21 protein-coding genes are annotated in these 20607 nt (G+C 72.3%); 15 read left to right on the plus strand and 6 right to left on the minus strand.

Annotation, left to right across the window (positions count from 1 at the left end; translation table 11 throughout):
• The first annotated feature begins 15 nt into the window (after positions 1-15).
• Both ACIQRW_RS37275 and ACIQRW_RS37280 read left to right on the plus strand, forming a co-directional pair.
• A complete protein-coding gene (locus ACIQRW_RS37275) occupies positions 16-687 on the plus strand; it encodes a trimeric intracellular cation channel family protein (RefSeq protein WP_403769538.1) in 672 nt (223 codons plus the stop codon).
• A 71-nt stretch (positions 688-758) separates the two neighbouring features.
• The gene (locus ACIQRW_RS37280; RefSeq protein ID WP_403769541.1) at positions 759-1628 is read left to right on the plus strand and encodes a thioesterase family protein; all 870 of its coding nucleotides are present in this window, start codon (positions 759-761) and stop codon (positions 1626-1628) included.
• Between the two features lie 9 nt (positions 1629-1637).
• Here the strand turns inward: ACIQRW_RS37280 and ACIQRW_RS37285 are convergent, their stop codons facing one another.
• The 3 genes from ACIQRW_RS37285 to ACIQRW_RS37295 all read right to left on the minus strand — a co-directional run bounded on the left by ACIQRW_RS37285 (position 1638) and on the right by ACIQRW_RS37295 (position 4100).
• Entirely contained in the window at positions 1638-2459 is an 822-nt protein-coding gene (locus ACIQRW_RS37285) for a MerR family transcriptional regulator (RefSeq protein ID WP_403769544.1), read from the minus strand.
• 38 nt (positions 2460-2497) lie between these two features.
• Entirely contained in the window at positions 2498-3382 is an 885-nt protein-coding gene (locus ACIQRW_RS37290; RefSeq protein ID WP_403769547.1) for a DUF2268 domain-containing protein, read from the minus strand.
• Between the two features lie 91 nt (positions 3383-3473).
• Positions 3474-4100, minus strand: a complete 627-nt coding sequence (locus ACIQRW_RS37295) for a TetR family transcriptional regulator (RefSeq protein ID WP_403769550.1) — start codon at positions 4098-4100, stop codon at positions 3474-3476.
• 95 nt (positions 4101-4195) lie between these two features.
• Between ACIQRW_RS37295 and ACIQRW_RS37300 the strand changes: the two genes are divergently transcribed.
• From ACIQRW_RS37300 to ACIQRW_RS37310, 3 genes are all read left to right on the plus strand, one after another.
• Positions 4196-4396: a hypothetical protein gene (locus ACIQRW_RS37300; RefSeq protein WP_403769606.1), complete on the plus strand. Its 201-nt coding sequence runs from the start codon at positions 4196-4198 to the stop codon at positions 4394-4396.
• Between the two features lie 85 nt (positions 4397-4481).
• Positions 4482-4889: a hypothetical protein gene (locus tag ACIQRW_RS37305; protein WP_403769553.1), complete on the plus strand. Its 408-nt coding sequence runs from the start codon at positions 4482-4484 to the stop codon at positions 4887-4889.
• Positions 4890-5066: 177 nt separating this feature from the next.
• Positions 5067-6236 carry a cysteine desulfurase family protein gene (locus ACIQRW_RS37310; RefSeq protein ID WP_403769556.1) on the plus strand — a complete coding sequence of 390 codons (1170 nt, stop codon included), beginning with the start codon at positions 5067-5069 and terminating at the stop codon, positions 6234-6236.
• Positions 6237-6246: 10 nt separating this feature from the next.
• Here the strand turns inward: ACIQRW_RS37310 and ACIQRW_RS37315 are convergent, their stop codons facing one another.
• Positions 6247-6996, minus strand: coding sequence for an N-acetylmuramoyl-L-alanine amidase (locus ACIQRW_RS37315; protein ID WP_403769559.1), 750 nt, complete (start codon positions 6994-6996; stop codon positions 6247-6249).
• A gap of 61 nt (positions 6997-7057) precedes the next feature.
• Between ACIQRW_RS37315 and mnmA the strand changes: the two genes are divergently transcribed.
• Positions 7058-8194, plus strand: coding sequence for a tRNA 2-thiouridine(34) synthase MnmA (gene mnmA, locus ACIQRW_RS37320; protein ID WP_403769561.1), 1137 nt, complete (start codon positions 7058-7060; stop codon positions 8192-8194).
• 65 nt (positions 8195-8259) lie between these two features.
• On the opposite strand, the gene ACIQRW_RS37325 is transcribed toward mnmA, so the two are convergent.
• Both ACIQRW_RS37325 and ACIQRW_RS37330 read right to left on the minus strand, forming a co-directional pair.
• Entirely contained in the window at positions 8260-9063 is an 804-nt protein-coding gene (locus ACIQRW_RS37325) for an alpha/beta fold hydrolase (RefSeq protein ID WP_403769564.1), read from the minus strand.
• A gap of 74 nt (positions 9064-9137) precedes the next feature.
• Positions 9138-9473, minus strand: a complete 336-nt coding sequence (locus ACIQRW_RS37330) for a DUF427 domain-containing protein (RefSeq protein ID WP_403769567.1) — start codon at positions 9471-9473, stop codon at positions 9138-9140.
• Between the two features lie 140 nt (positions 9474-9613).
• On the opposite strand from ACIQRW_RS37330, the gene ACIQRW_RS37335 reads away from it, so the two are divergent.
• From ACIQRW_RS37335 to gatB, 9 genes are all read left to right on the plus strand, one after another.
• Positions 9614-10153 (plus strand): TIGR00730 family Rossman fold protein, encoded by a 540-nt coding sequence (locus ACIQRW_RS37335; RefSeq protein ID WP_403769570.1) that lies wholly within the window; start codon positions 9614-9616, stop codon positions 10151-10153.
• A 60-nt stretch (positions 10154-10213) separates the two neighbouring features.
• Entirely contained in the window at positions 10214-10903 is a 690-nt protein-coding gene (locus tag ACIQRW_RS37340) for an SDR family oxidoreductase (RefSeq protein ID WP_403769573.1), read from the plus strand.
• A gap of 75 nt (positions 10904-10978) precedes the next feature.
• Positions 10979-12007, plus strand: a complete 1029-nt coding sequence (locus tag ACIQRW_RS37345) for a methionine synthase (RefSeq protein ID WP_403769576.1) — start codon at positions 10979-10981, stop codon at positions 12005-12007.
• A 31-nt stretch (positions 12008-12038) separates the two neighbouring features.
• Positions 12039-14270 carry an NAD-dependent DNA ligase LigA gene (gene ligA, locus ACIQRW_RS37350; protein WP_403769579.1) on the plus strand — a complete coding sequence of 744 codons (2232 nt, stop codon included), beginning with the start codon at positions 12039-12041 and terminating at the stop codon, positions 14268-14270.
• Positions 14271-14619: 349 nt separating this feature from the next.
• Positions 14620-16839 (plus strand): putative bifunctional diguanylate cyclase/phosphodiesterase, encoded by a 2220-nt coding sequence (locus ACIQRW_RS37355; protein WP_403769582.1) that lies wholly within the window; start codon positions 14620-14622, stop codon positions 16837-16839.
• Positions 16840-17010: 171 nt separating this feature from the next.
• Positions 17011-17307, plus strand: coding sequence for an Asp-tRNA(Asn)/Glu-tRNA(Gln) amidotransferase subunit GatC (gene gatC / locus ACIQRW_RS37360; protein WP_003966094.1), 297 nt, complete (start codon positions 17011-17013; stop codon positions 17305-17307).
• 5 nt (positions 17308-17312) lie between these two features.
• Positions 17313-18815 carry an Asp-tRNA(Asn)/Glu-tRNA(Gln) amidotransferase subunit GatA gene (gene gatA, locus ACIQRW_RS37365; protein WP_403769585.1) on the plus strand — a complete coding sequence of 501 codons (1503 nt, stop codon included), beginning with the start codon at positions 17313-17315 and terminating at the stop codon, positions 18813-18815.
• Between the two features lie 5 nt (positions 18816-18820).
• Positions 18821-19054 carry a hypothetical protein gene (locus tag ACIQRW_RS37370; protein ID WP_030589646.1) on the plus strand — a complete coding sequence of 78 codons (234 nt, stop codon included), beginning with the start codon at positions 18821-18823 and terminating at the stop codon, positions 19052-19054.
• Positions 19055-19071: 17 nt separating this feature from the next.
• Positions 19072-20580, plus strand: coding sequence for an Asp-tRNA(Asn)/Glu-tRNA(Gln) amidotransferase subunit GatB (gene gatB / locus ACIQRW_RS37375; protein WP_403769587.1), 1509 nt, complete (start codon positions 19072-19074; stop codon positions 20578-20580).
• Positions 20581-20607: the final 27 nt, after the last annotated feature.

Consider the following 20607-nt stretch of genomic DNA (forward strand, 5'->3'; position numbering starts at 1 on the left):
CGGCACAATTGCCCGGTGCTCACCGAACTGTTCACGCCCTCCGTCCAGCATGCGCTCGATCTCGTCGGGATCTTCGTCTTCGCGATCTCGGGCGCCCTGCTCGCCGTCCGCAAGAACTTCGATGTCTTCGGCATCGCGGTTCTCGCGGAGGTGACAGCGCTGGGCGGAGGGCTGTTCCGTGACGTGATGATCGGCGCGATCCCGCCCGCCGCCTTCACCGACCTCGGCTACTTCACCACCCCGCTGGTCGCCGCCGTCCTGGTCTTCTTCCTCCACCCGCACGTGGAGCGCATCCAGGTCGGCGTCAACGTCTTCGACGCGGCGGGGCTCGGCCTGTTCTGCGTGACCGGCACGGTCAAGGCGTACGAGTACGGCCTCGGGCTCACCGCGTCGGCGGCGCTGGGCCTGGCCACCGCGGTCGGCGGCGGTGTGCTGCGCGACGTGCTGGCCAACGAGGTGCCCTCCCTGCTGCGCTGGGACCGCGACCTGTACGCGGTGCCCGCGATCGTCGGCGCGACCATGGTCGCCCTGTGCATCCGCTTCGACACCCTCAACGCCCTGACCAGCGGGATGGCGGTGATCGCCGCGTTCGTCCTGCGGCTGCTGGCGCTGCGCTTCCACTGGCGCGCGCCCCGCGCGTACAACCGCTCCTCCGCCCGCGCCGAGGAGGGCACGGCGGCAACCTAGGGTTCTTCGTGGGGCGATCCGGTACTCAAAAAGCTACCGCTCAGTAGTGAGGTCGATGTACCGTGCATGCCATGGCACAGGCAGCGACTGAGGCGGCGCAGACCGCACGGGCAACCATCGGCGACAGCGAGTTCGACCGGGACACCGCGGTCACCCTGCGCGAGGAGGGCGTCTACGACGCCGAACTCTCCGCGGGCTGGACCATCATCCACGCCGTCAACGGCGGCTATCTGCTGGCCCTGCTCGGCCGGGCCCTGGGCGAGGCACTGCCGCACTCCGACCCGTTCTCCGTCTCGGCGCACTACCTCACCGCCTCCGCGCCCGGACCCGCCGTCGTACGCACCCAGGTCGTCCGCACCGGCCGCACCCTCTCCACCGGCCAGGCCTCCCTCTTCCAGTACGCCGAGGACGGCAGCGAGATCGAGCGCATCCGGGTCCTGGCCACCTACGGCGACCTGGACGCGCTCCCCGACGACGTCCGCACGACGGCCCTGCCGCCGGCCATGCCCGACCGGGACCACTGCCTCGGCCCGAGCGACGGCGCGCCCAGGATCCCCGGCAGCTCCGCCATCACCGACCGCCTGGACATCAAGCTCGACCCGGCGACCGTCGGCTGGGCCGTCGGAGCCCCGTCCGGCAAGGGCGAGATGCGCGGCTGGTTCGGCCTGGCCGACGGCCGCGACCCGGACCCGCTGTCGCTGCTGCTCACCGTGGACGCCCTGCCGCCGACCTCGTTCGAGCTGGGCCTGGCCGGCTGGACCCCCACCGTCGAGCTGACCACCCACATCCGCTGCCGCCCCGCCCCGGGCCCGCTGCGCGTCTCCATCACCACCCGCAACCTCGCGGGCGGCTTCCTGGAGGAGGACGCGGAGGTCTGGGACAGCGCCGACCGCCTCGTCGCCCAGTCCCGCCAGCTGGCCAAGGCCCCGCGCACGGCCTGAGGGCGCGCTTCACTCCCAGACCGCGGACTCCGGATCGACGCCGTTGGCCCCGGCGTTCGCGGCGATCACCTCGTACAGCCAGCCGCCGAGTCCCGGCGCGATCGCGTCGTAGTGCGCGACGTAGCCGGGGTCGGTGACATACGTCCGGCCGATGCAGACCTGCATGGCGTACGTGCAGTCGAAGTACGTCGAGATCTGCGCGCGGTGCCGCTCCGCGAGGGCGTCCGCGACCTGTGACCCGGGAGCGACGCCCGTACGGTACGCGGTGGCGAGGTCGGCGGTCAGGGCCTCGACGGACGCCGCCACGCCCTTCCAGTCCTCGCGGCTCATCCGGGCCGCCCGCTCCTCGTACTGCGCCCACTGCTCCGTGCCGCCCCAGCGCTCCTCGGCCTCCTCGGTCCGGGCGGGCTCCCAGTCGGCCCCGAAGATCTCCACCTGATCCTCGGGCGTCAGCCGGATCCCCGGCTTCGACTCCAGCAGCATGCGGTCCACCGCGCCGACCATCCGCTCCAGCCGGGAGATCCGCTCCGCGAGCTGCCCCCGCTGCCGCCGCAGATGCTCGCGCGCGTCGACCTCCGGGTCGTCCAGGAGCCGCCCGATGGCGGCGAGCGGGATGCCGATCTCCCGGTAGACGAGGACCCGGTGGAGCCGGGCGACGTCGTCGTCCCCGTACACCCGGTACCCGGCCCTCGTGCGGCCCCCCGGCCGCACGAGGCCGATCGTGTCCCAGTGGTGCAGCGTCTTCACACTGACCCCGACGAGCCCGGCCGTCCGGCCGACGGTCAGGCCGTCGGCGGGCGGTTCCTCGGGGCCCCGGTCCTCGCTCCTCATCGGTCCAGTCTCGCGGAACCGGAGGCCCCCGGGCCGGGTCACGCGGCGGTCGGCACGCCCGCGTGTCCGAGAACCTCACGCGCGGGCAGGGCGACGCTCGCGGCGGCGGTCAGCCCGGAAGCCGCGAGGTGGGCGTCGGCGAAGCGCAGCCCGGCCGCGTACCCGGCGAAGTCCGGCAGCCCGACCGGCTCCTGCCCCAGCCGGCGGGCGGTGCGGTCGCCGAACACGTACGGGGACAGGTTCTGCATGCCCGCGACGTCGATCCCGGCCGCCACCTTCGCGCAGGCGTCGTCCAGCTCCGCGCCGGACAGTGAGGTCGCCCAGGGGCCCATGGCGTCCTCGCCCGCCAGCTCCCGTACGAAGGCCTCGGCCAGACCCTCGGCCACGACCTGCTCGCCGACCGTGACCGCCATGGGGTCCCAGTCCACGTTGGCGTAGCGGACGTTGTGGTGCAGCTCGTGGGCGGCGGCGTGCTCGATCTTGGCGAGGCCGGTCGCGGTGGGCCACATCATCAGCAGGATCGCGCCCGGGATGCCGCCGAGGCCGAAGTAGCCCTGGTTCAGGCGCATCATCGGGTCGTCCGGGTCGCCGAGCACCAGAACCACGTGCACGGTGTCGGCGGTCCGCGCACCGGGCGCCGCCGTGCTCAGCCGTTCCCGCGCGGCGGCGAGGGAATCCTCGATCCGCTGCCACACCCGGGCCTCCCGCATCCGCTCCAGGGCCTCCGGAAGGCGCGGGTCGTCCCGGTCGAGCGGGAACCCACTGCCCGCGCGGTGCCTCTCGACGAGGTCCCCGACCCCCACCCGGGACATCACCTCCTGCAACGGGGCGAGCATCTCGCGCAGGGCGTCGGGCCGTTGGGCCACGGGGCGGCGCAGGAGGTCGAGGTGGGCGGAGGCGGTGTCATGGACGACGATCTTCATACCCGGGGACCGTAGGGCCTCCTGTTACGGGAGGGTCAAGGGCGGTCAAGGGCGGTCAAGGGTGGTCAGGGGCGGTGGGGGCGTGGTGCGGTCACCCCTCGTCCAGCCAGTGCTCGCGGCCGATCGAAACGAGCCGCAGCCGACGCCGGGCCACCCGGACGACCTCCCGCTCACCCGCCGGACCCGCCTCCAGCAGGGCTGACGCGGTGATCACCATGTGGTCCACGTAGAGGCCGCCCAGCATCAGCAGGTCCTCCGTGCTCCACCCGGCCGACCCCGGCTCCTCGCGCAGCGCGAGCGCCACCTCCTCCGCGAACCGCAGCAGTTGGGCGGCGATGGCCACGCGCACCGGTCCCACGCCGCCGTGCTGCTCCCGGGCGATGAACCGGAAGTGCGCCGGCTGGGCGCCGACATGACGCGCTATCACCTCCACGCTGCGGTCCAGCCGTTCCTCGCTGTCGCCCGTCTCCGCGAGCACCGCGCCGATCAGCCCGTGCAGGCTGCCCAGGGTCTCCTCGACCAGGGCGACGCCGAGCGCGGCGGTGTCCTCGAAGTGCCGGTAGAAGGCCGTCGGGGTGACCCCGGCGGCCCGGGTGACCTCCCGCAGTCCCAGGCTGCTCAGGCTCTGGTGCTCCAGCAGGACGAGCGCCGCGTCCAGGAGGGACTGGCGCGTCCTGAGCTTCTGGGTCTGGCGGACTCCGGCGGGGGTGTGACTCATGCCATTCAGTAAACAACCGTTCTCCGGGTCGAGGAAGGGGTCCGGGGTTTAGACTCACAAGTCAGTGAACAGTCGTACTCCGAACAGCTTTCCCCATGACCACCGAACGGTATTCCGTCGTCGCACAGAGAGGTTCCGCCGTGCTCGTCCTCGTCGCCGCGCTGCTTCTGCTGGGCATCGTCCTCGGGGCGGTCGCCCACATCCCCCTGCCGCTCACCCTGGCCGCCGCGACCGTGATCGGCTGCTGGCTGCTGATCTTCGCCGTACGCGAGCGCGCGTCGCGCCGCCCCCGCTGACCCGACCGCCGCACCCAGAACCCGAACCCGCACCCGCACCTGCCGAGCCTGCCGTGTCCCGGACCGATCCGAAGGAGCTCGCACCATGCCCCTCACCGACTTCGCCCGCCGCGTGACCGATGCCGATGCTGATGCCACGACCGATACCGGTGCCGAGGCCGCTACCGATACCGGTGCGGAGGCCGCTACCGGTGGCGGTGCCGGCGGCGCTTCCGACCCCGTCGCGGGTACGGGCGCCGTCGCCACCCGGACCGTGGGCCGGGAGGCGGACGGCCTGGCCGTCGCCTCGTTCGTCCTCGGTCTCGTCGGGCTGCTGGTCTTCAACGTCCTGCTCGGGCCCACCGCGATCGTGATGGCGCTGCTGGCCCTGGCCCGCCGCACCCGCCGCCCGGGACGCGCCCGCCTGGGACTCGCCCTGGGCATCGCCGACCTCGCCGTGCTCGCCGTCCTGGTCACCGCCAACGGCACGGTCTCCTGGAGTCTCGGCGGCTGACGCACGGCCCCGGAGCGGCCCCGCGAGCCGCCCTCCCCGTACCGGATCGGGCTCCGGGCGGGGGCTCGCAGCCGGCCTCCGAGCCGGTCCGCCGGACCTCGCGCGGGCGTGCGCGGGGGCCGGGCCGTGACGCGCCCGACACGCGCCCCACCCCGGGCTCGTAGAATCGGCCCCACCATGGCTTACCTCGACCACGCCGCGACCACCCCGATGCTTCCCGAAGCGATCGAGGCGATGACCGCCCAGCTCTCCGCCACCGGCAACGCGTCCTCACTGCACGCCGCCGGACGCCGGGCCCGCCGTACCGTCGAGGAGTCCAGAGAGGCCCTCGCCGACGCCCTCGGCGCACGTCCCAGCGAGGTGGTCCTCACCTCCGGAGGCACGGAGGCCGACAACCTCGCCGTGAAGGGCCTCTACTGGTCCCGGCGCGACGCCGACCCCCGCCGCACCCGGGTCCTCGCCGGTCCCGTCGAACACCACGCGGTCCTGGACGCCGTCGACTGGCTCGCGGAGCACGAGGGCGCGACCGTCGACTACCTCCCGGTCGACCGCCACGGCCGGGTCCACCCCGAAGACCTGCGCGAGGCGATCCTCCGCAACCACGACGACGTCGCGATGATCACCGTGATGTGGGCCAACAACGAGATCGGCACCATCATGCCGGTCCGCGAACTGGCGGCGGTGGCCGCCGAGTTCTCCATCCCCATGCACGCCGACGCGGTCCAGGCCTTCGGTCAGCTGGAGGTCGACTTCGCCCGCTCCGGACTGGCCGCGATGACGGTCAGCGGGCACAAGATCGGCGGCCCGTTCGGCATCGGCGCGCTGCTGCTGGGCCGCGATCACACCCCCGTACCCGTCCTGCACGGCGGCGGCCAGGAGCGGCACGTGCGCTCCGGCACCCTGGACGTGCCCGCCGTCGCCTCCTTCGCGGTCGCCGGCCGGCTGGCGACCGAGCGGCGCGAGCAGTTCGCCCGGCGCGTGGGCTCCCTGCGCGACGACCTCGTGGCCGCCGTGCGCCGGGCCGTGCCGGACGCCGTGCTCGGCGGCGACCCGGATCCGGCCGGACGCCTCCCGGCCAACGCCCACTTCAGCTTCCCGGGCTGCGAGGGCGACTCCCTCCTCCTGCTGCTGGACGCCCAGGGCATCGAATGCTCCACCGGCTCCGCCTGCACCGCCGGGATCGCCCAGCCCAGCCACGTCCTGCTCGCCACCGGCACCGATCCGGACCTGGCCCGGGGCACCCTGCGCTTCTCGCTCGGCCACACCTCGACCGAGGACGACGTGAAGGCGCTGGCCGAGGCGATCGGCCCGGCGGTGGAGCGGGCGAGGACGGCCGGGCTCAGCTGAGGGAGCGCCGCTACGCCTTCGCCGACGACGTGGGGGAAGGGCTGGGCGGCGCCGTCGCGGCCCGGCGCACCAGCTCCATGTACCGGTCCCAGTCCCAGTGCGGGCCCGGGTCCGTGTGGTCGGTGCCCGGCACCTCCACATGCCCGATGATGTGCTCCCGGTCGACGGGTATGTCGTGCCGCGCGCAGATCGACGCCGTGAGCCGCGCCGAGGACTCGTACATCGCCTTCGTGAGGTCCTTCGGCCGGTCCACGAACCCCTCGTGCTCGATGCCGACGCCGCGCTCGTTGTACGCGCGGTTGCCCGCCTGGTACGCCACGTCGAGCTCGCGGATCATCTGCACCACCCGCCCGTCCTGCCCCACGATGTAGTGCGTCGCGGCCTGGTGGGCGGGGTCCTGGAACACTCTCACCGCACTGGCGAAGCTGCCCTGGGTGACATGGATGATCACGCGGTCGATCGTGAAGTCGTCCGGCCGGTCCGCCCGCCGCCAGTTCGCCTCCGAGGCGGCCACCCAGGTCGCCCCCGCGTAGTCCAGCTCGCCCGGCTTCCGGGGCTTCTCGACCCCGGGCACCTGCCACCACAGGCGCTTGACCTTGTCGCGCGCGAGCACGGTGGCCGTACCGGCGGCCGCCACCGCACCGCCGCCGATGAGCAGCCCGCGCCGGCTGACGCCGTCCGCCGGCTTCTTCCGCGAAGACGAGCCCGAAGACTTTCCCGATGGCTTTCGCGCACCCCGGGTGCTTCCGTTGTTCCCCATGTGATCGTCAACGCATATCCGCGAGCGTTCGGTTCCCGGCGACCCGTACCCTGGAGGAGCTATGACTCAGACTTCCCAGCGCCCCCTGCGTGTCCTCGCCGCGATGTCGGGCGGCGTGGACTCCGCCGTCGCCGCGGCCCGTGCCGCCGAGGCGGGCCACGACGTGACCGGTGTCCACCTCGCCCTGTCCGCGAATCCCCAGTCCTTCCGGACCGGGGCGCGCGGGTGTTGCACCATCGAGGACTCCCGGGACGCCCGCCGCGCGGCCGACGTCATCGGTATCCCGTTCTACGTCTGGGACCTGGCCGAACGCTTCCGCGAGGACGTCGTCGAGGACTTCGTCGCGGAGTACGAGGCCGGGCGCACCCCCAACCCCTGCCTGCGCTGCAACGAGAAGATCAAGTTCGCCGCGCTGCTCGACAAGGCCCTCGCCCTCGGCTTCGACGCCGTGTGCACCGGCCACTACGCCACCGTTCAGCTCACCGAGGACGGCAGCCGCGAGCTGCACCGCGCCTCCGACATGGCCAAGGACCAGAGCTATGTGCTCGGCGTCCTGGACGAGAAGCAGCTCGCCCACGCCATGTTCCCGCTCGGCGACACCCTCACCACCAAGGACGAGATCCGCGCCGAGGCCGAGCGCCGGGGCCTGGCCGTCGCCAAGAAGCCCGACAGCCACGACATCTGCTTCATCGCTGACGGCGACACCCAGGGCTTCCTGGCGAACCGCCTCGGCGGCCCGGCCGAGGGCGACATCCTCGACGAGTCCGGTACGAAGCTGGGCACCCACGAGGGCGCTTTCGGCTTCACCATCGGACAGCGCAAGGGCCTGAAGATCGGCCACCCGGCCCCCGACGGCAAGCCGCGCTACGTCCTCGACATCTCCCCGGTGAACAACACCGTCACCGTCGGCCCCGTCGAGGCCCTCGACGTGACCTCGCTGACGGCCATCAAGCCCCGCTGGTGCGGAACGCCCCCGTCCGGCCCCGGTACGTACACCGCCCAGCTCCGCGCCCACGGCGGTGAGACCGAGGTCACGGCCGAGCTGGTGGACGGCACGGAGCTGCACGTCACCTTCACCGAGCCGGTCCGGGGCGTGGCCCCCGGCCAGGCGGTCGTCCTGTACGACGGCACGCGCGTGGTCGGCTCGGCCACCATCGCCACGACATCCCGTCGCGAGCGGGTGGCGACGGGCGGCTGAGGCCGGGGCCCTCCCCGGCCGGACCGGCGGAGGGCAGACCCACGGCGACCGGCGCGCGAGAGGGCCTACGACGCCTGCCGGTACGCGTACACGTCCTTCGCGAAGAACTCCGCCAGCACCGGCGCGAGCACCTGGGGCGCCACCTCGCGCATCTGGCCCGTCAGCGTGCGGTGCCGGCCGCGCGGCAGCGCCTCGGCCAGGGTCCGGGTCGCCGCGCGCGCAGGGGGGCTGCTGAAGCCGCCGCAGACCACCAGCGTCCGGGTGGCGACGGCCGCGAACCTCTCGACCGGGACCGCCCCGTCGCCCAGTAGGGCGTCGTCGTACGCCAGGGTGTGCGCCATCGCCTCCAGCTCCGCCCACAGCGGGGTGCGCCGCATCCGGGCGGCCGTCTCCTCCGCGACACCCGTCATCGACAGGAACAGCTCCACCGCCCCGCCCCGGTCCCCGGCCGCCAGCAGCCGGTGCAGCCGGGCCGTGCAGCGGGCCTTGAACAGCAGCCCCGACGCGCCCGGCGTATAGGGCGGCTCGTACACGGCGAGCAGCTCCACCGGCAGCCCGGCGGCGACCGCCTCCAGGGCCAGTGCCCCGCCCGACGACATCCCGAAGACCGACGCGCCCGCCCCGGCGGCCCCGACGACGGCGGCCAGATCCTCGACCTCCCGCGCCACGGAGGAGCGCCCGGCGTCACCGCTGGCGCCCCGGCCCCGGCGGTCGTAGGTGAGCACCGTGAAGCGCGGAGCGAGCAGGGCGGCCAGCGGCGCGTCGGTGGCCGAGGCGCTCAGCGCCCCGCCGACCAGCACCAGCGGCGGGCCGTCGCCCTGGCGGCGGTAGGCGATCGGCGTGCCGTCGGCGGAGAGAATCCTGTCCATGGGAGTGCAGACCGGGGCGGTCAGGAAAACTCATCGTTCCGGCGGAGAAAACTTCACGGAGCCCGGAGCGAGGGTCAGTCGGCCACCGTTTCCGCCGCGTAGAAGCAGAAGTGGTCCTTGACGGCGGCGACTTCGGGCTTCGGGTCCGGGTAGGCCCAGACGAGATCGGCGGCCCCGGGGCGGGACCAGTAGGAGGCGTCCCCCTTGAACGGGCAGTGGGTGGAGGTGTCCGACGGGGAGAGCAGGTCGGTGCGGACGTCCTCGGGCGGCAGGTAGTAGCGGACCGGGCAGCCGGTCTCGCGGAGCACGAGCGGGCGGCGGCTCTCGGCCAGCACCTGTCCCTCGTGCACCACCCGGACGTGCTCGGTGCCCGGCTCGACGGTGATGCGGTGTCCTCGCGTGGCAGTCATGCCTGTTCCAGCGGTGTACGCGCCCGTAATCTTCCCCGACCCGCTGCTGTGGCCGGAATTCTCCCCGGACGGGGTGAGCGAACGGGGAGGGAGCGGGGAGCATGCGGGGGAGTGTCCGAGGCGGGTCGTACGGTTGGCCCATGAACATCTGCGTCTTCCTCTCCGCCGCCGACCTCGACGACCGCTACACCGTGCCCGCCCGGGAGTTCGCCGAGCTGCTCGGCAGGGGCGGGCACACCCTCGTCTGGGGTGGATCGGAGAGCGGCCTGATGAAGGTCGTCGCGGACGGCGTGCAGGCGGCGGGCGGACGGCTGGTGGGCGTATCGGTCGACTTCCTCGCCGCGAAGGCCCGCACGAACGCCGACGAGATGGTGATCGCCCGTGACCTCGCCGAGCGCAAGGCGCTCCTCCTGGCGAAGGCAGACGCCGTCGTGATCATGGTCGGCGGGACCGGGACGCTCGACGAGGCCACCGAGATCCTGGAGCTGAAGAAGCACGGCAAGCACACCAAGCCGGTCGTCCTGCTGAACACGGCGGGCTTCTACGACGGCCTGCGCCAGCAGTTCCAGAGCATGGAGGACGAGGGCTTCCTGCCCATCCCCCTGACCGACCTGGTCTTCTTCGCCAAGGACGGCGTCGGCGCGCTCGCCTACCTGGAGGAGTCCGCCGGTCACCAGTGAGGAGCACCGGCGAGGAGTCCACCGGTCAGCGGTAAGGAGCAGCGGTCCTAGGATCGCCCCATGTCTACCCACCTCATCACCGGCGCCGGCTCCGGTATCGGGGCCGCTGTCGCCCGCCGTCTCCAGGAGCGCGGCGACGACGTCGTCCTGCTCGCCCGCGACGCCGGCCGCGCCAAGGAGTTCGCCGACCGCTACCCGGGCGCGCGCACCCTCGTCGGCGACCTCGCCAACCCCGACCGGCTGTCCTGGGCGTTCGGCCAGCAGTCCATGCCCGAGCGGATCGACACCCTGCTGCACATCGCGGGCGTCGTGGAGCTCGGCGAAGTCGGCGAGCTCACCCCCAAGGCCTGGCACTTCCAGCTCAACGCCAACCTGATCGCCCCCGCCGAGATCACCCGCCTCCTGCTCCCGCAGCTCCGCGTCTCCCAGGGCCAGGTCCTGTTCGTGAACTCCGGGGCGGGGCTCGCCGCCCACGCCGGATGGAGCGCGTACGCCGCGAGCAAGCACGGCCTCAAGGCGCTCGCCGACTCCCTGCGCCACGAGGAGCACGGCAACGGGGTGCGCGTCACCACCGTCTACCCGGGCCGCACCGCCAGCCCCATGCAGGCCAAGGTGCACCAGCAGGAGGGCAAGGAGTACGACGCGGCCCGCTGGATCGACCCCGAGTCGGTGGCCACCACGATCCTCATGGCGATCGACCTGCCGCGCGACGCCGAGGTCAACGACCTCACCGTCCGCCCCGGCCGCTGACGTCCCGGGGAGCAGGTCCCCGGCCGCCGACCTACCGAGGAGCAGGTTTCCCGCCACGGACCGTAGGCTTCCCGCGTGAGCGAGAAGAGCAAGTTCAGCGGGTGTCCGGCGACCGGTGTCGGGTCGATGCCCGGGGGAGACGCGAGGGAGGCGGCGAAGACCGTCACCGGCTCCTTCGCCGACGGTCAGGGCATGCCGTATCTGGCGGAACTGCCCGCGCGCGGGCCGGGCGCCGACATGATCGGCCGGACCATCGGCATGCTCGTCGAGATGTACGGGCACGTCGAGCCGAGCGGCTGGCGGATCAGCGACCGGCCCGGCCGTGACACCCGCCGCGCCCGCTCCTGGCTGGGGGAGGACCTGGACGCCCTGGAGGAGTTCACCCAGGGGTACGAGGGCCTGCTCAAGGTCCAGGCCGTCGGCCCCTGGACGCTGGCCGGAGCACTGGAACTGCGCGGCGGCGAAGCCATGCTGGCCGACCCCGGCGCCTGCCGCGACCTGGCCGGATCCCTGGCCGAAGGGCTCCGCGCCCACCTCGCGGAGGTCCGCCGCCGGATGCCCGGGGCGAAGATCGTCCTCCAGCTGGACGAGCCCTCCCTGACCGCCGTCCTGCTGGGCCGGGTCCGCTCCGCCAGCGGCTACCGCACCTACCGCGCCGTCGACCGCCAGGTCGTCGAGGGGACCCTGCGCGACGTCCTCGCCGCGGCGGGCGAGGACGGCACGACGCTCGTCCACTCCTGCGCCCCCGAGGTGCCGTTCGCGCTGTTGCGCCGGGCCGGGGCCGACGGGATCTCGTTCGACTTCTCCTTGCTCACCGAGCGTGAGGAGGAGGCGATCGGGGAAGCCGTCGAAGGCGGCACCCACCTATTCCTCGGCGTGGTGCCCTCCACCGACGCGGCCTCGGAGGGATTGTCAGACCCGGGCGGTAGCGTCATGGGGGTCAGGACGTTGTGGAGCAGGCTGGGGCTGAATCCGGGGACTCTCGCCGAGTCCGTCGCGATCACTCCGTCGTGCGGTCTCGCGGGTGCGTCGCCCGCGTACGCCCGCACCGCGCTCGCCCACAGCGCCAGAGCGGCGCGGTCGCTCGCGGACAACCCTGAGTGACGGGGACGACGGGAAACGGGAGGACGGGACGATGGCCGGCGAACAGCGGGTGGAGCAGGAGAGCTCGGTTCCGGCGGACGTGCGGGAGAAGCACGCGCTGCTGGCCGAGCAGATCGAGGAGCACCGCTTCCGCTACTACGTGAAGGACCAGCCGGTCGTCAGCGACGGCGAGTTCGACCGGCAGCTGCGCGCCCTGGAGGCACTGGAGGAGGAGCACCCGTCGCTGCGCACCCCGGACTCCCCGACCCAGAAGGTCGCCGGGCCCTACCGCACGGAGTTCACCTCCGTGGCCCACCGCGAACGCATGCTCTCCCTGGACAACGCCTTCGACGACGAGGAGCTGGCCGCCTGGGCGGACCGGGTCGCCAAGGACGTCGGCACCCCCGACCACCACTTCCTGTGCGAGCTCAAGGTCGACGGCCTCGCCGTCAACCTCACCTACGAGCAGGGCCGTCTGACCCGGGCGGCGACCCGCGGCGACGGCCGCACCGGCGAGGACATCACCCCCAACGTCCGGACGATCGCCGAGATCCCGCACCGCCTCAAGGGCGAGAACATCCCCGCGCTCGTCGAGATCCGCGGCGAGGTCTTCTTCCCCATGGAGGACTTCGAGGAGCTGAACGCCCGGCTGGTCGCCGCCGACGACAAGCCCTTCGCCAACCCGCGCAACGCGGCGGCCGGATCGCTGCGCCAGAAGGACCCCAAGGTCACCGCCGTCCGCCCGCTGCACATGGTGGTGCACGGCATCGGTGCCCACGAGGGCCTGAGCATCGACCGCCTCTCCGCGGCCTATGAACTGCTCCATGCCTGGGGCCTGCCCACCGCCCAGCACAACAAGGTCGTCGACTCCCTCGCCGGCGTACGGGAGTTCATCGCGTACTACGGCGAGAACCGGCACTCCGTGGAGCACGAGATCGACGGCGTCGTCGTCAAGCTCGACGAGATCCCGCTCCAGGGACGCCTGGGCTCCACCTCGCGCGCCCCACGCTGGGCCATCGCCTGGAAGTACGCCCCCGAAGAGGTCAACACCAAGCTGGTCAACATCCGCGTCGGCGTCGGACGCACCGGCCGCGTCACCCCGTACGCCCAGGTCGAACCGGTGGAAGTGGCCGGTTCCGAGGTCGAGTTCGCCACCCTGCACAACCAGAACGTGGTGAAGGCCAAGGGCGTCCTCATCGGCGACACCGTGGTCATCCGCAAGGCGGGCGAGGTCATCCCCGAGATCCTCGGCCCCGTCGTCGACCTGCGCGACGGCACCGAGAAGGCCTTCGAGATGCCGACCCACTGCCCCGAGTGCGGGACGGAACTGCGCCCGATGAAGGAGGCCGACATCGACCTCCGCTGCCCCAACGCCCGTACGTGCCCGGCCCAGTTGCGCGAACGCGTCTTCTACCTCGCCGGGCGCAAGAGCCTGGACATCGACCACTTCGGCTATGTGGCCGCCGCCGCCCTGACCCGTCCCCTGGAGCCCGCCGAGCCTGTCCTGCGCGACGAGAGCGATCTGTTCTCCCTCACCGTCGACCAACTGCTGCCGATCCGGGCGTACGTCCTGGACCAGGACAGCGGGCTGCCCAAGCGCGACCCGAAGACCGGCGAGGAGAAGATCGCGACGGTCTTCGCCAACCAGCAGGGCGAGCCGAAGAAGAACGCGCTGGCCATGCTGGAGGGCATCGCCGCCGCCAGGGAAGCCCCGCTCGCCCGGGTCCTCACCGGGCTCTCCATCCGGCACGTGGGACCGGTCGCCGCCCAGGAGCTGGCCCGTCAGTTCCGTTCCATCGACCGGATCGACGAGGCGAGCGAGGAGGAGCTGGCTGCCGCCGACGGCGTCGGGCCGACCATCGCGGCCTCGGTCAAGCAGTGGTTCGCCGAGGACTGGCACCGCGAGATCGTGCGCAAGTGGCGCGAGGCCGGAGTGCGCATGGCGGACGAGGGCTCCGAGACGGACGAGGGCCCCCGCCCCCTCGAAGGGCTCACCGTCGTCGTCACCGGCACCCTCGCGGGCCACACCCGCGACGGTGCGAAGGAGGCGCTCCAGGCGCTGGGCGCGAAGGTCGCCGGATCGGTGTCGAAGAAGACCGCGTTCGTGGTCGTCGGCGACAACCCCGGCTCCAAGTACGACAAGGCGATGCAGCTGAAGGTGCCCGTGCTGGACGAGGACGGATTCGCGATCCTGCTCGAACAGGGACCCGAACGTGCGAAGGAGGCGGCCCTGGCCGCCCCGGAAGCCCCGCCCGGGACCGACCCGGAGGACAGCGGGGAGTAACCACCCGCCGGACCCGCGTTCGCCCATCGTTCTCCGGATCGAGACGCCTTCGAGACGCTGCCCCGGCGTGGCGCGGCTCGTACGGGGAAGGAAACGGGGCAGAGGGGTGAAGAAGGGGCCGCCGTTCCCCGAATGGCCCTGCCGCGCCACCCGTTCGGGTCAATAGCAGATGGTGACGGGTGGTCGGTTCGCATTCGGGCAAGAGCTGTAGAGCGCTGCCCCTGGAAGCCTTTCGCGGCCTACTGTTGAGAGGTGCGCCCGCCGTGCACGGCTGCTCGACGGGGCCGTGGCGCCACGGGAGCGGGCGCCACCGAGGGACATCGGCACCGCCGGCTGTGAGAGGGACGGAATGAAACCGACCGAGAGCGCCGCCCCGGTGTCGCGGCTGCAAGGTTTCGTCGGCCTCACGCCCCCCGTGGGCGCCGCCGTCGTGGGGGTCGCCGCGGTGCTGCTGGCGGTCGGGTCCTACCGGACCGTCCAACAGGGGCACGCGCTCTTCCCGGACGGTGCGGTGGGCTGGTCCCTCGCCGTGCTCACCGGGATCATCGTCGGCCATCTGGTGGCGCTCGGCCGCGACCGGTGGTGGGGCGGCACCGGCTCGGGGGCCGCCCTCACCCTCGCCGTGCTGCTGCTGTTCGGCTGGCTCCCGGCCGTGCTGGTCAGCCTCGCCGTCGTGGTGCTCGTCGGGACCGCCCGCAGACACCGCTGGTGGCAGGGGCTCCTGCACGGCGGGGTGGACATGCTGGGCATCGGCGCGGCGGCCCTCGTGCTGGCCGCCTTCGGTGAGGTGCCCACCGTCGAGGAACCCTGGCAGCCACTCGACTGGGGCATCGCGGCCGTCCCGGAACTGCTCCTGACGGCATCGACGTATCTGCTCGTCACCCGGGTCCTGCTGTGGTACGCCCAGGCCCCGCACAACGGCGGACTGCCCACCATCGCCCGTACGGCGATGCTGCGGCAGGGACTCGTCGCCGTCGCGCTCCTCGGGCTCGCCCCGCTCATCTGCGCCGTCGCGATGTCCATGCCCGTCCTGCTGCCGCTCTTCGCGGTGCCGCTGATCGCCCTCGACTCCACGCTCTGGATCGCCCGCGCCCGCGCCGAGGAGCAGCTGCGCGACCCGCTGACCGGGCTGCCCAACCGTCAGTGGCTGCTGGAGCGGACCTGGTCGGCGCTGGAGGACGCGGAGTCGATCGGCACCCGCTCCGCCCTGGTCCTCATCGACCTGGACCGCTTCCGCGCGGTCAACGACACCCTGGGCCACCTGGCAGGCGACCGGCTCCTGCTGCAGATAGCGGAGCGCCTGCGGCTCGCCCTGCCGCGCGGCGCGGAGGCCGCCCGGCTCGGCGGCGACGAGTTCGCCGTGCTGCTGCCGCACACCGACTCGACCACCAGCGCCCAGCAGGTCGCCCGCCACCTGGTCGCCGAGCTGTCCTCCCCGCTGGACCTCGACGGACTGACCCTCGTCCTGGAGGCCAGCGCCGGGGTCGCCGTCTACCCCGATCACGCCCTGGACGCCGAGGGCCTGTTGCGGCGGGCGGACGTCGCGATGTACCAGGCCAAGCGGGACCGCACGGGCGTGGAGGTCTACGAGTCCAAGCGGGACAGCAACACCCCCGACCGGCTCGGGCTCCTCGGCGACCTGCGCCGGGCGCTGGACGCGAGCGAGGTCGAGCTGCACTACCAACCCAAGGTCCGCTTCGACGGGCAGGTCGCCGGCCTGGAGGCGCTGGTGCGGTGGGTGCACCCGGAGCGCGGTCGGGTCCCCCCGGACGAGTTCATCGCGATCGCCGAGTCCTCCGGTCTGATGCCGCACCTCACGGAGTACGTCCTGGAGACGGCGCTCGCCCAGGTCGCCCGCTGGCGGGCGCAGGGCCTGTTCGTGCCCGTCGCGGTCAACGTCTCCCCGCGCGACGTCCACACCCCCGGCTTCGCGGGGGGCGTCGCGGCCCGGCTCGCCCGTCACGGTGTGCCCGCGGGAGCGCTCCAACTGGAGATCACCGAGCATGTGCTGCTGGAGGACCCGCAGCGCGCCGCCGACACCCTGGCCGGGCTCACCGCGCACGGCGTGAAGATGTCCCTCGACGACTTCGGCACCGGCTACTCCTCCCTGGTCCACCTGCGCAGACTGCCGGTCAGCGAGCTGAAGATCGACCGGTCCTTCGTGGCCCGGCTGGCGGTCGACCACGAGGACGCGGAGATCGTCCGCTGCACCATCGACCTGGCCCACTCGCTCGGCCTGGTCGTCGTCGCCGAGGGCGTCGAGGACGACGAGACGTGGGAGCGGTTGCGGGACCTCAGGTGCGACGCGGTGCAGGGCTGGCTGGTGGCGGCCGCGATGCCGCCGCAGGAGACGACGGCCTGGCTGCGGGCGCGCGGCGAGCACGGCTGGCGCAGGCCCGCCGAGCTGAAGGCCCAGGCGGCCGCCGCCGCTACCGGGTCGGCCACCGGCTCGATGAACGCGTCGCTGAACGGCGCGGTGCAGGGTGCGGTGAACGGCGCGGTGCAGGGCGCGGTGAACGGCGCCATGAAGGGCGCGGTGAACGGGACGGCGGAGACCGAGAGCACCTGAGAGCCGCCCCTTTCGAGCGCACTCCTCCGAGCCCCGGGCCGCGACCCGGGGCTCACCCCTTCCGGTCCCCACCGCCGGAAAGGCGTAGCCCGATCGGGGTGGGGCACCCGTCGCCAAGAGACCCCATAGGATTGGGCTCAAAACCACACACCAACCCCTGAGGATCGCTGCATGCCTGGCATCACGCGCGAGGAGGTCGCCCACCTCGCCCGGCTGGCGCGTCTGGAGCTGAAGGGCGAAGAGCTCGATCACTTCGCCGGTCAGCTCGACGACATCATCGGCGCGGTCGCCCGCGTCTCCGAGGTCGCCGACCAAGACGTACCGCCGACCTCCCACCCGCTGCCGCTGACCAACGTCATGCGCGCGGACGAGGTCCGTCCGTCGCTCACCCCCGCGCAGGCGCTCTCCGGCGCCCCGGCCCAGGAGCAGCAGCGTTTCAAGGTGCCGCAGATCCTGGGGGAGGACTAATCGCCATGACGGACATCAGCACCATCATCAAGCTCACCGCGGCCGAGATCGCCGGGAAGATCGCCTCCGGCGAGCTGACCGCCGTCGAGGTCACCGAGGCCCACCTGGCCCGGATCGACGCGGTCGACGAGAAGGTCCACGCCTTCCTGCACATCGACCGTGAGGGCGCCCTCGCCCAGGCCCGTGCCGTGGACGCGAAGCGGGAGGCGGGCGAGAAGCTCGGCCCGCTGGCCGGCGTCCCGCTCGCGCTGAAGGACATCTTCACCACCAAGGACATGCCGACCACCGTCGGTTCCAAGATCCTTGAGGGGTGGGTCCCGCCGTACGACGCCACGCTCACGCAGAAGCTGCGCGCCGCCGACGTCGTCATCCTCGGCAAGACCAACATGGACGAGTTCGCCATGGGGTCCTCCACCGAGAACAGCGCCTACGGCCCCACCGGCAACCCCTGGGACCTCACCCGCATCCCCGGCGGCTCCGGCGGCGGCTCCTCCGCCGCCCTCGCCTCCTACGAGGCCCCGCTCGCCATCGGCACGGACACCGGCGGCTCGATCCGCCAGCCCGCGGCCGTCACCGGCACGGTCGGCGTCAAGCCCACCTACGGCGGCGTCTCGCGCTACGGCATGGTCGCCTTCTCGTCCTCCCTGGACCAGGGCGGGCCCTGCGCCCGTACGGTCCTGGACGCGGCGCTGCTGCACGAGGCCATCGCCGGGCACGACCCGCTGGACTCGACCTCCATCGACGCCCCGGTCCCGCCGGTCGTCGAGGCCGCCCGCAACGGCTCCGTACAGGGCATGCGCGTCGGCGTCGTCAAGCAGTTCCGCGGCGAGGGTTACCAGGCCGGTGTCCTCCAGCGCTTCGACGAGTCGGTCGAGCTGCTGAAGTCGCTCGGCGCCACGATCGTCGAGCTGGACTGCCCGTCCTTCGACCTGGCGCTCTCCGCGTACTACCTGATCGCGCCGTCCGAGTGCTCCTCCAACCTGGCCCGCTTCGACGCCATGCGCTACGGCCTGCGGGTCGGCGACGACGGCACGAAGTCGGCCGAGGACGTCACCGCGCTCACCCGTGAGGCGGGCTTCGGCGACGAGGTCAAGCGCCGCATCATCCTGGGCACCTACGCGCTCAGCTCCGGCTACTACGACGCGTACTACGGCTCGGCCCAGAAGGTCCGCACCCTCATCACCCAGGACTTCGAGAAGGCCTTCGAGCAGGTCGACGTGATCGTCTCCCCGACGACGCCGACCACCGCCTTCCCGATCGGCGAGCGCGCCGACGACCCGATGGCGATGTACCTCGCGGACCTGTGCACCATCCCCACCAACCTGGCCGGCAACTCCGCCATGTCGCTGCCCTGCGGCCTGGCCCCGGAGGACGGTCTGCCGGTCGGACTGCAGATCATCGCCCCCGCCATGAAGGACGACCGGCTCTACAAGGTCGGAGCGGCCGTCGAGGCCGCCTTCGTGGAAAAGTGGGGGCACCCGCTGCTTGAGGAGGCTCCGTCGCTGTGAGTGCCATGGCAAAGAAGGCCAGTAACTTCAAGAAGTCCAAGACCGGGCTGTACATCTCGCTCGGCAGTACCGCGTTCGGCGCGATCACCGTCGCCAAGCAGGCGAGGCTCGCGCGCGAGGACAACGACGTGCTGCGACTCGTCGACGCCGCGGTCTCCGCGGCCGCCATCGTCACCGGACTCGCGATCCTCTATCGCGAACTGAAGCGTCTCGGCGACGACGACGTTCTGCTGGGCTGAGAGGGATAAGTTTCACCGTGACTGTCACTGACCTGGTGTCGTACGAGGACGCGCTCGCGTCCTACGACCCCGTCATGGGCCTCGAAGTCCATGTCGAACTCGGCACGAAGACGAAGATGTTCTGCGGCTGCTCCACGGAGCTGAAGCAGGACGCCAACTCCCAGACCTGCCCGGTCTGTCTCGGACTGCCCGGCGCGCTGCCGGTCGTCAACGAGATCGGCGTGGAGTCGGCCATCAAGATCGGTCTCGCGCTCAACTGCGAGATCGCCGAGTGGTGCCGCTTCGCCCGGAAGAACTACTTCTATCCGGACATGCCGAAGAACTTCCAGACCTCGCAGTACGACGAGCCGATCGCCTTCGACGGCTATCTGGACGTCCAGCTGGAGGACGGCGAGATCTTCCGGGTGCAGATCGAGCGCGCCCACATGGAGGAGGACACCGGCAAGTCGACGCACGTCGGCGGCGCCACCGGCCGTATCCACGGCGCGTCCCACTCCCTGCTCGACTACAACCGGGCCGGCATCCCGCTCATCGAGATCGTCACCAGGCCGATCGAGGGAGCCGGCGCCCGCGCCCCCGAGGTCGCCAAGGCGTACGTCGCCGAGCTCCGCGAGCTGATCAAGGCCCTCGGGGTCTCCGACGCCCGCATGGAGATGGGCCAGATGCGCTGCGACGTCAACCTGTCGCTGCGCCCGCACGGCCGCGAGGCGTTCGGCACCCGCTCCGAGACGAAGAACGTGAACTCGCTGCGTTCCGTCGAGCGGGCCGCGCGCTTCGAGATCCAGCGGCACGCCGCCGTGCTGTCCTCGGGCGGCACCATCGTCCAGGAGACCCGGCACTTCCACGAGGAGGACGGCTCCACCACGGCCGGCCGCATCAAGGACAACGCCGAGGACTACCGCTACTTCCCCGAGCCGGACCTGGTGCCCGTCGCGCCCACGCGAGACTGGGTCGAGGAGCTGCGCAAGGGCCTCCCCGAGCTTCCCCGGCTGCGCCGGGCGCGGCTCAAGGAGGAGTGGGGCGTCAACGAGCACGACATGCAGTCCATCCTCAACGCGGGCGCGGTCGACCTGATCGTCGCCACGACCGAGGCGGGCGCACCCTCGGACCAGGCCCGCAAGTGGTGGATGGGCGAGCTGGCCCGTAACGCCAACGAGACCGGCCGCGGTCTGGACGAGCTGCCGATCACCCCGGCGCAGGTCGCCCGGGTGGCCGCGCTCGTCGCCGCGGGCGACCTCAACGACAAGCTGGCCCGCCAGGTCATCGAGGGCGTCCTCGCGGGCGAGGGCGACCCGGACACCGTCGTCGAGAAGCGCGGCCTGAAGGTCGTCTCCGACGAGGGCGCGCTGTCCACGGCCGTGGACGAGGCCATCGCGGGCAACGCGGCCATCGCGGACAAGATCCGTGGCGGCAAGGTCGCGGCGGCGGGCGCGCTCGTCGGCGCGGTCATGAAGGCCACCCGTGGCCAGGCGGACGCGGCACGCGTGCGCGAGCTGATCCTGGAGAAGCTCGGCGTCGAGGGCTGATCCACCCGTCATCACCCCGAAGGGGCG

This window comes from Streptomyces sp. NPDC091287, from assembly GCF_044768525.1.
Lineage (GTDB): Bacteria > Actinomycetota > Actinomycetes > Streptomycetales > Streptomycetaceae > Streptomyces.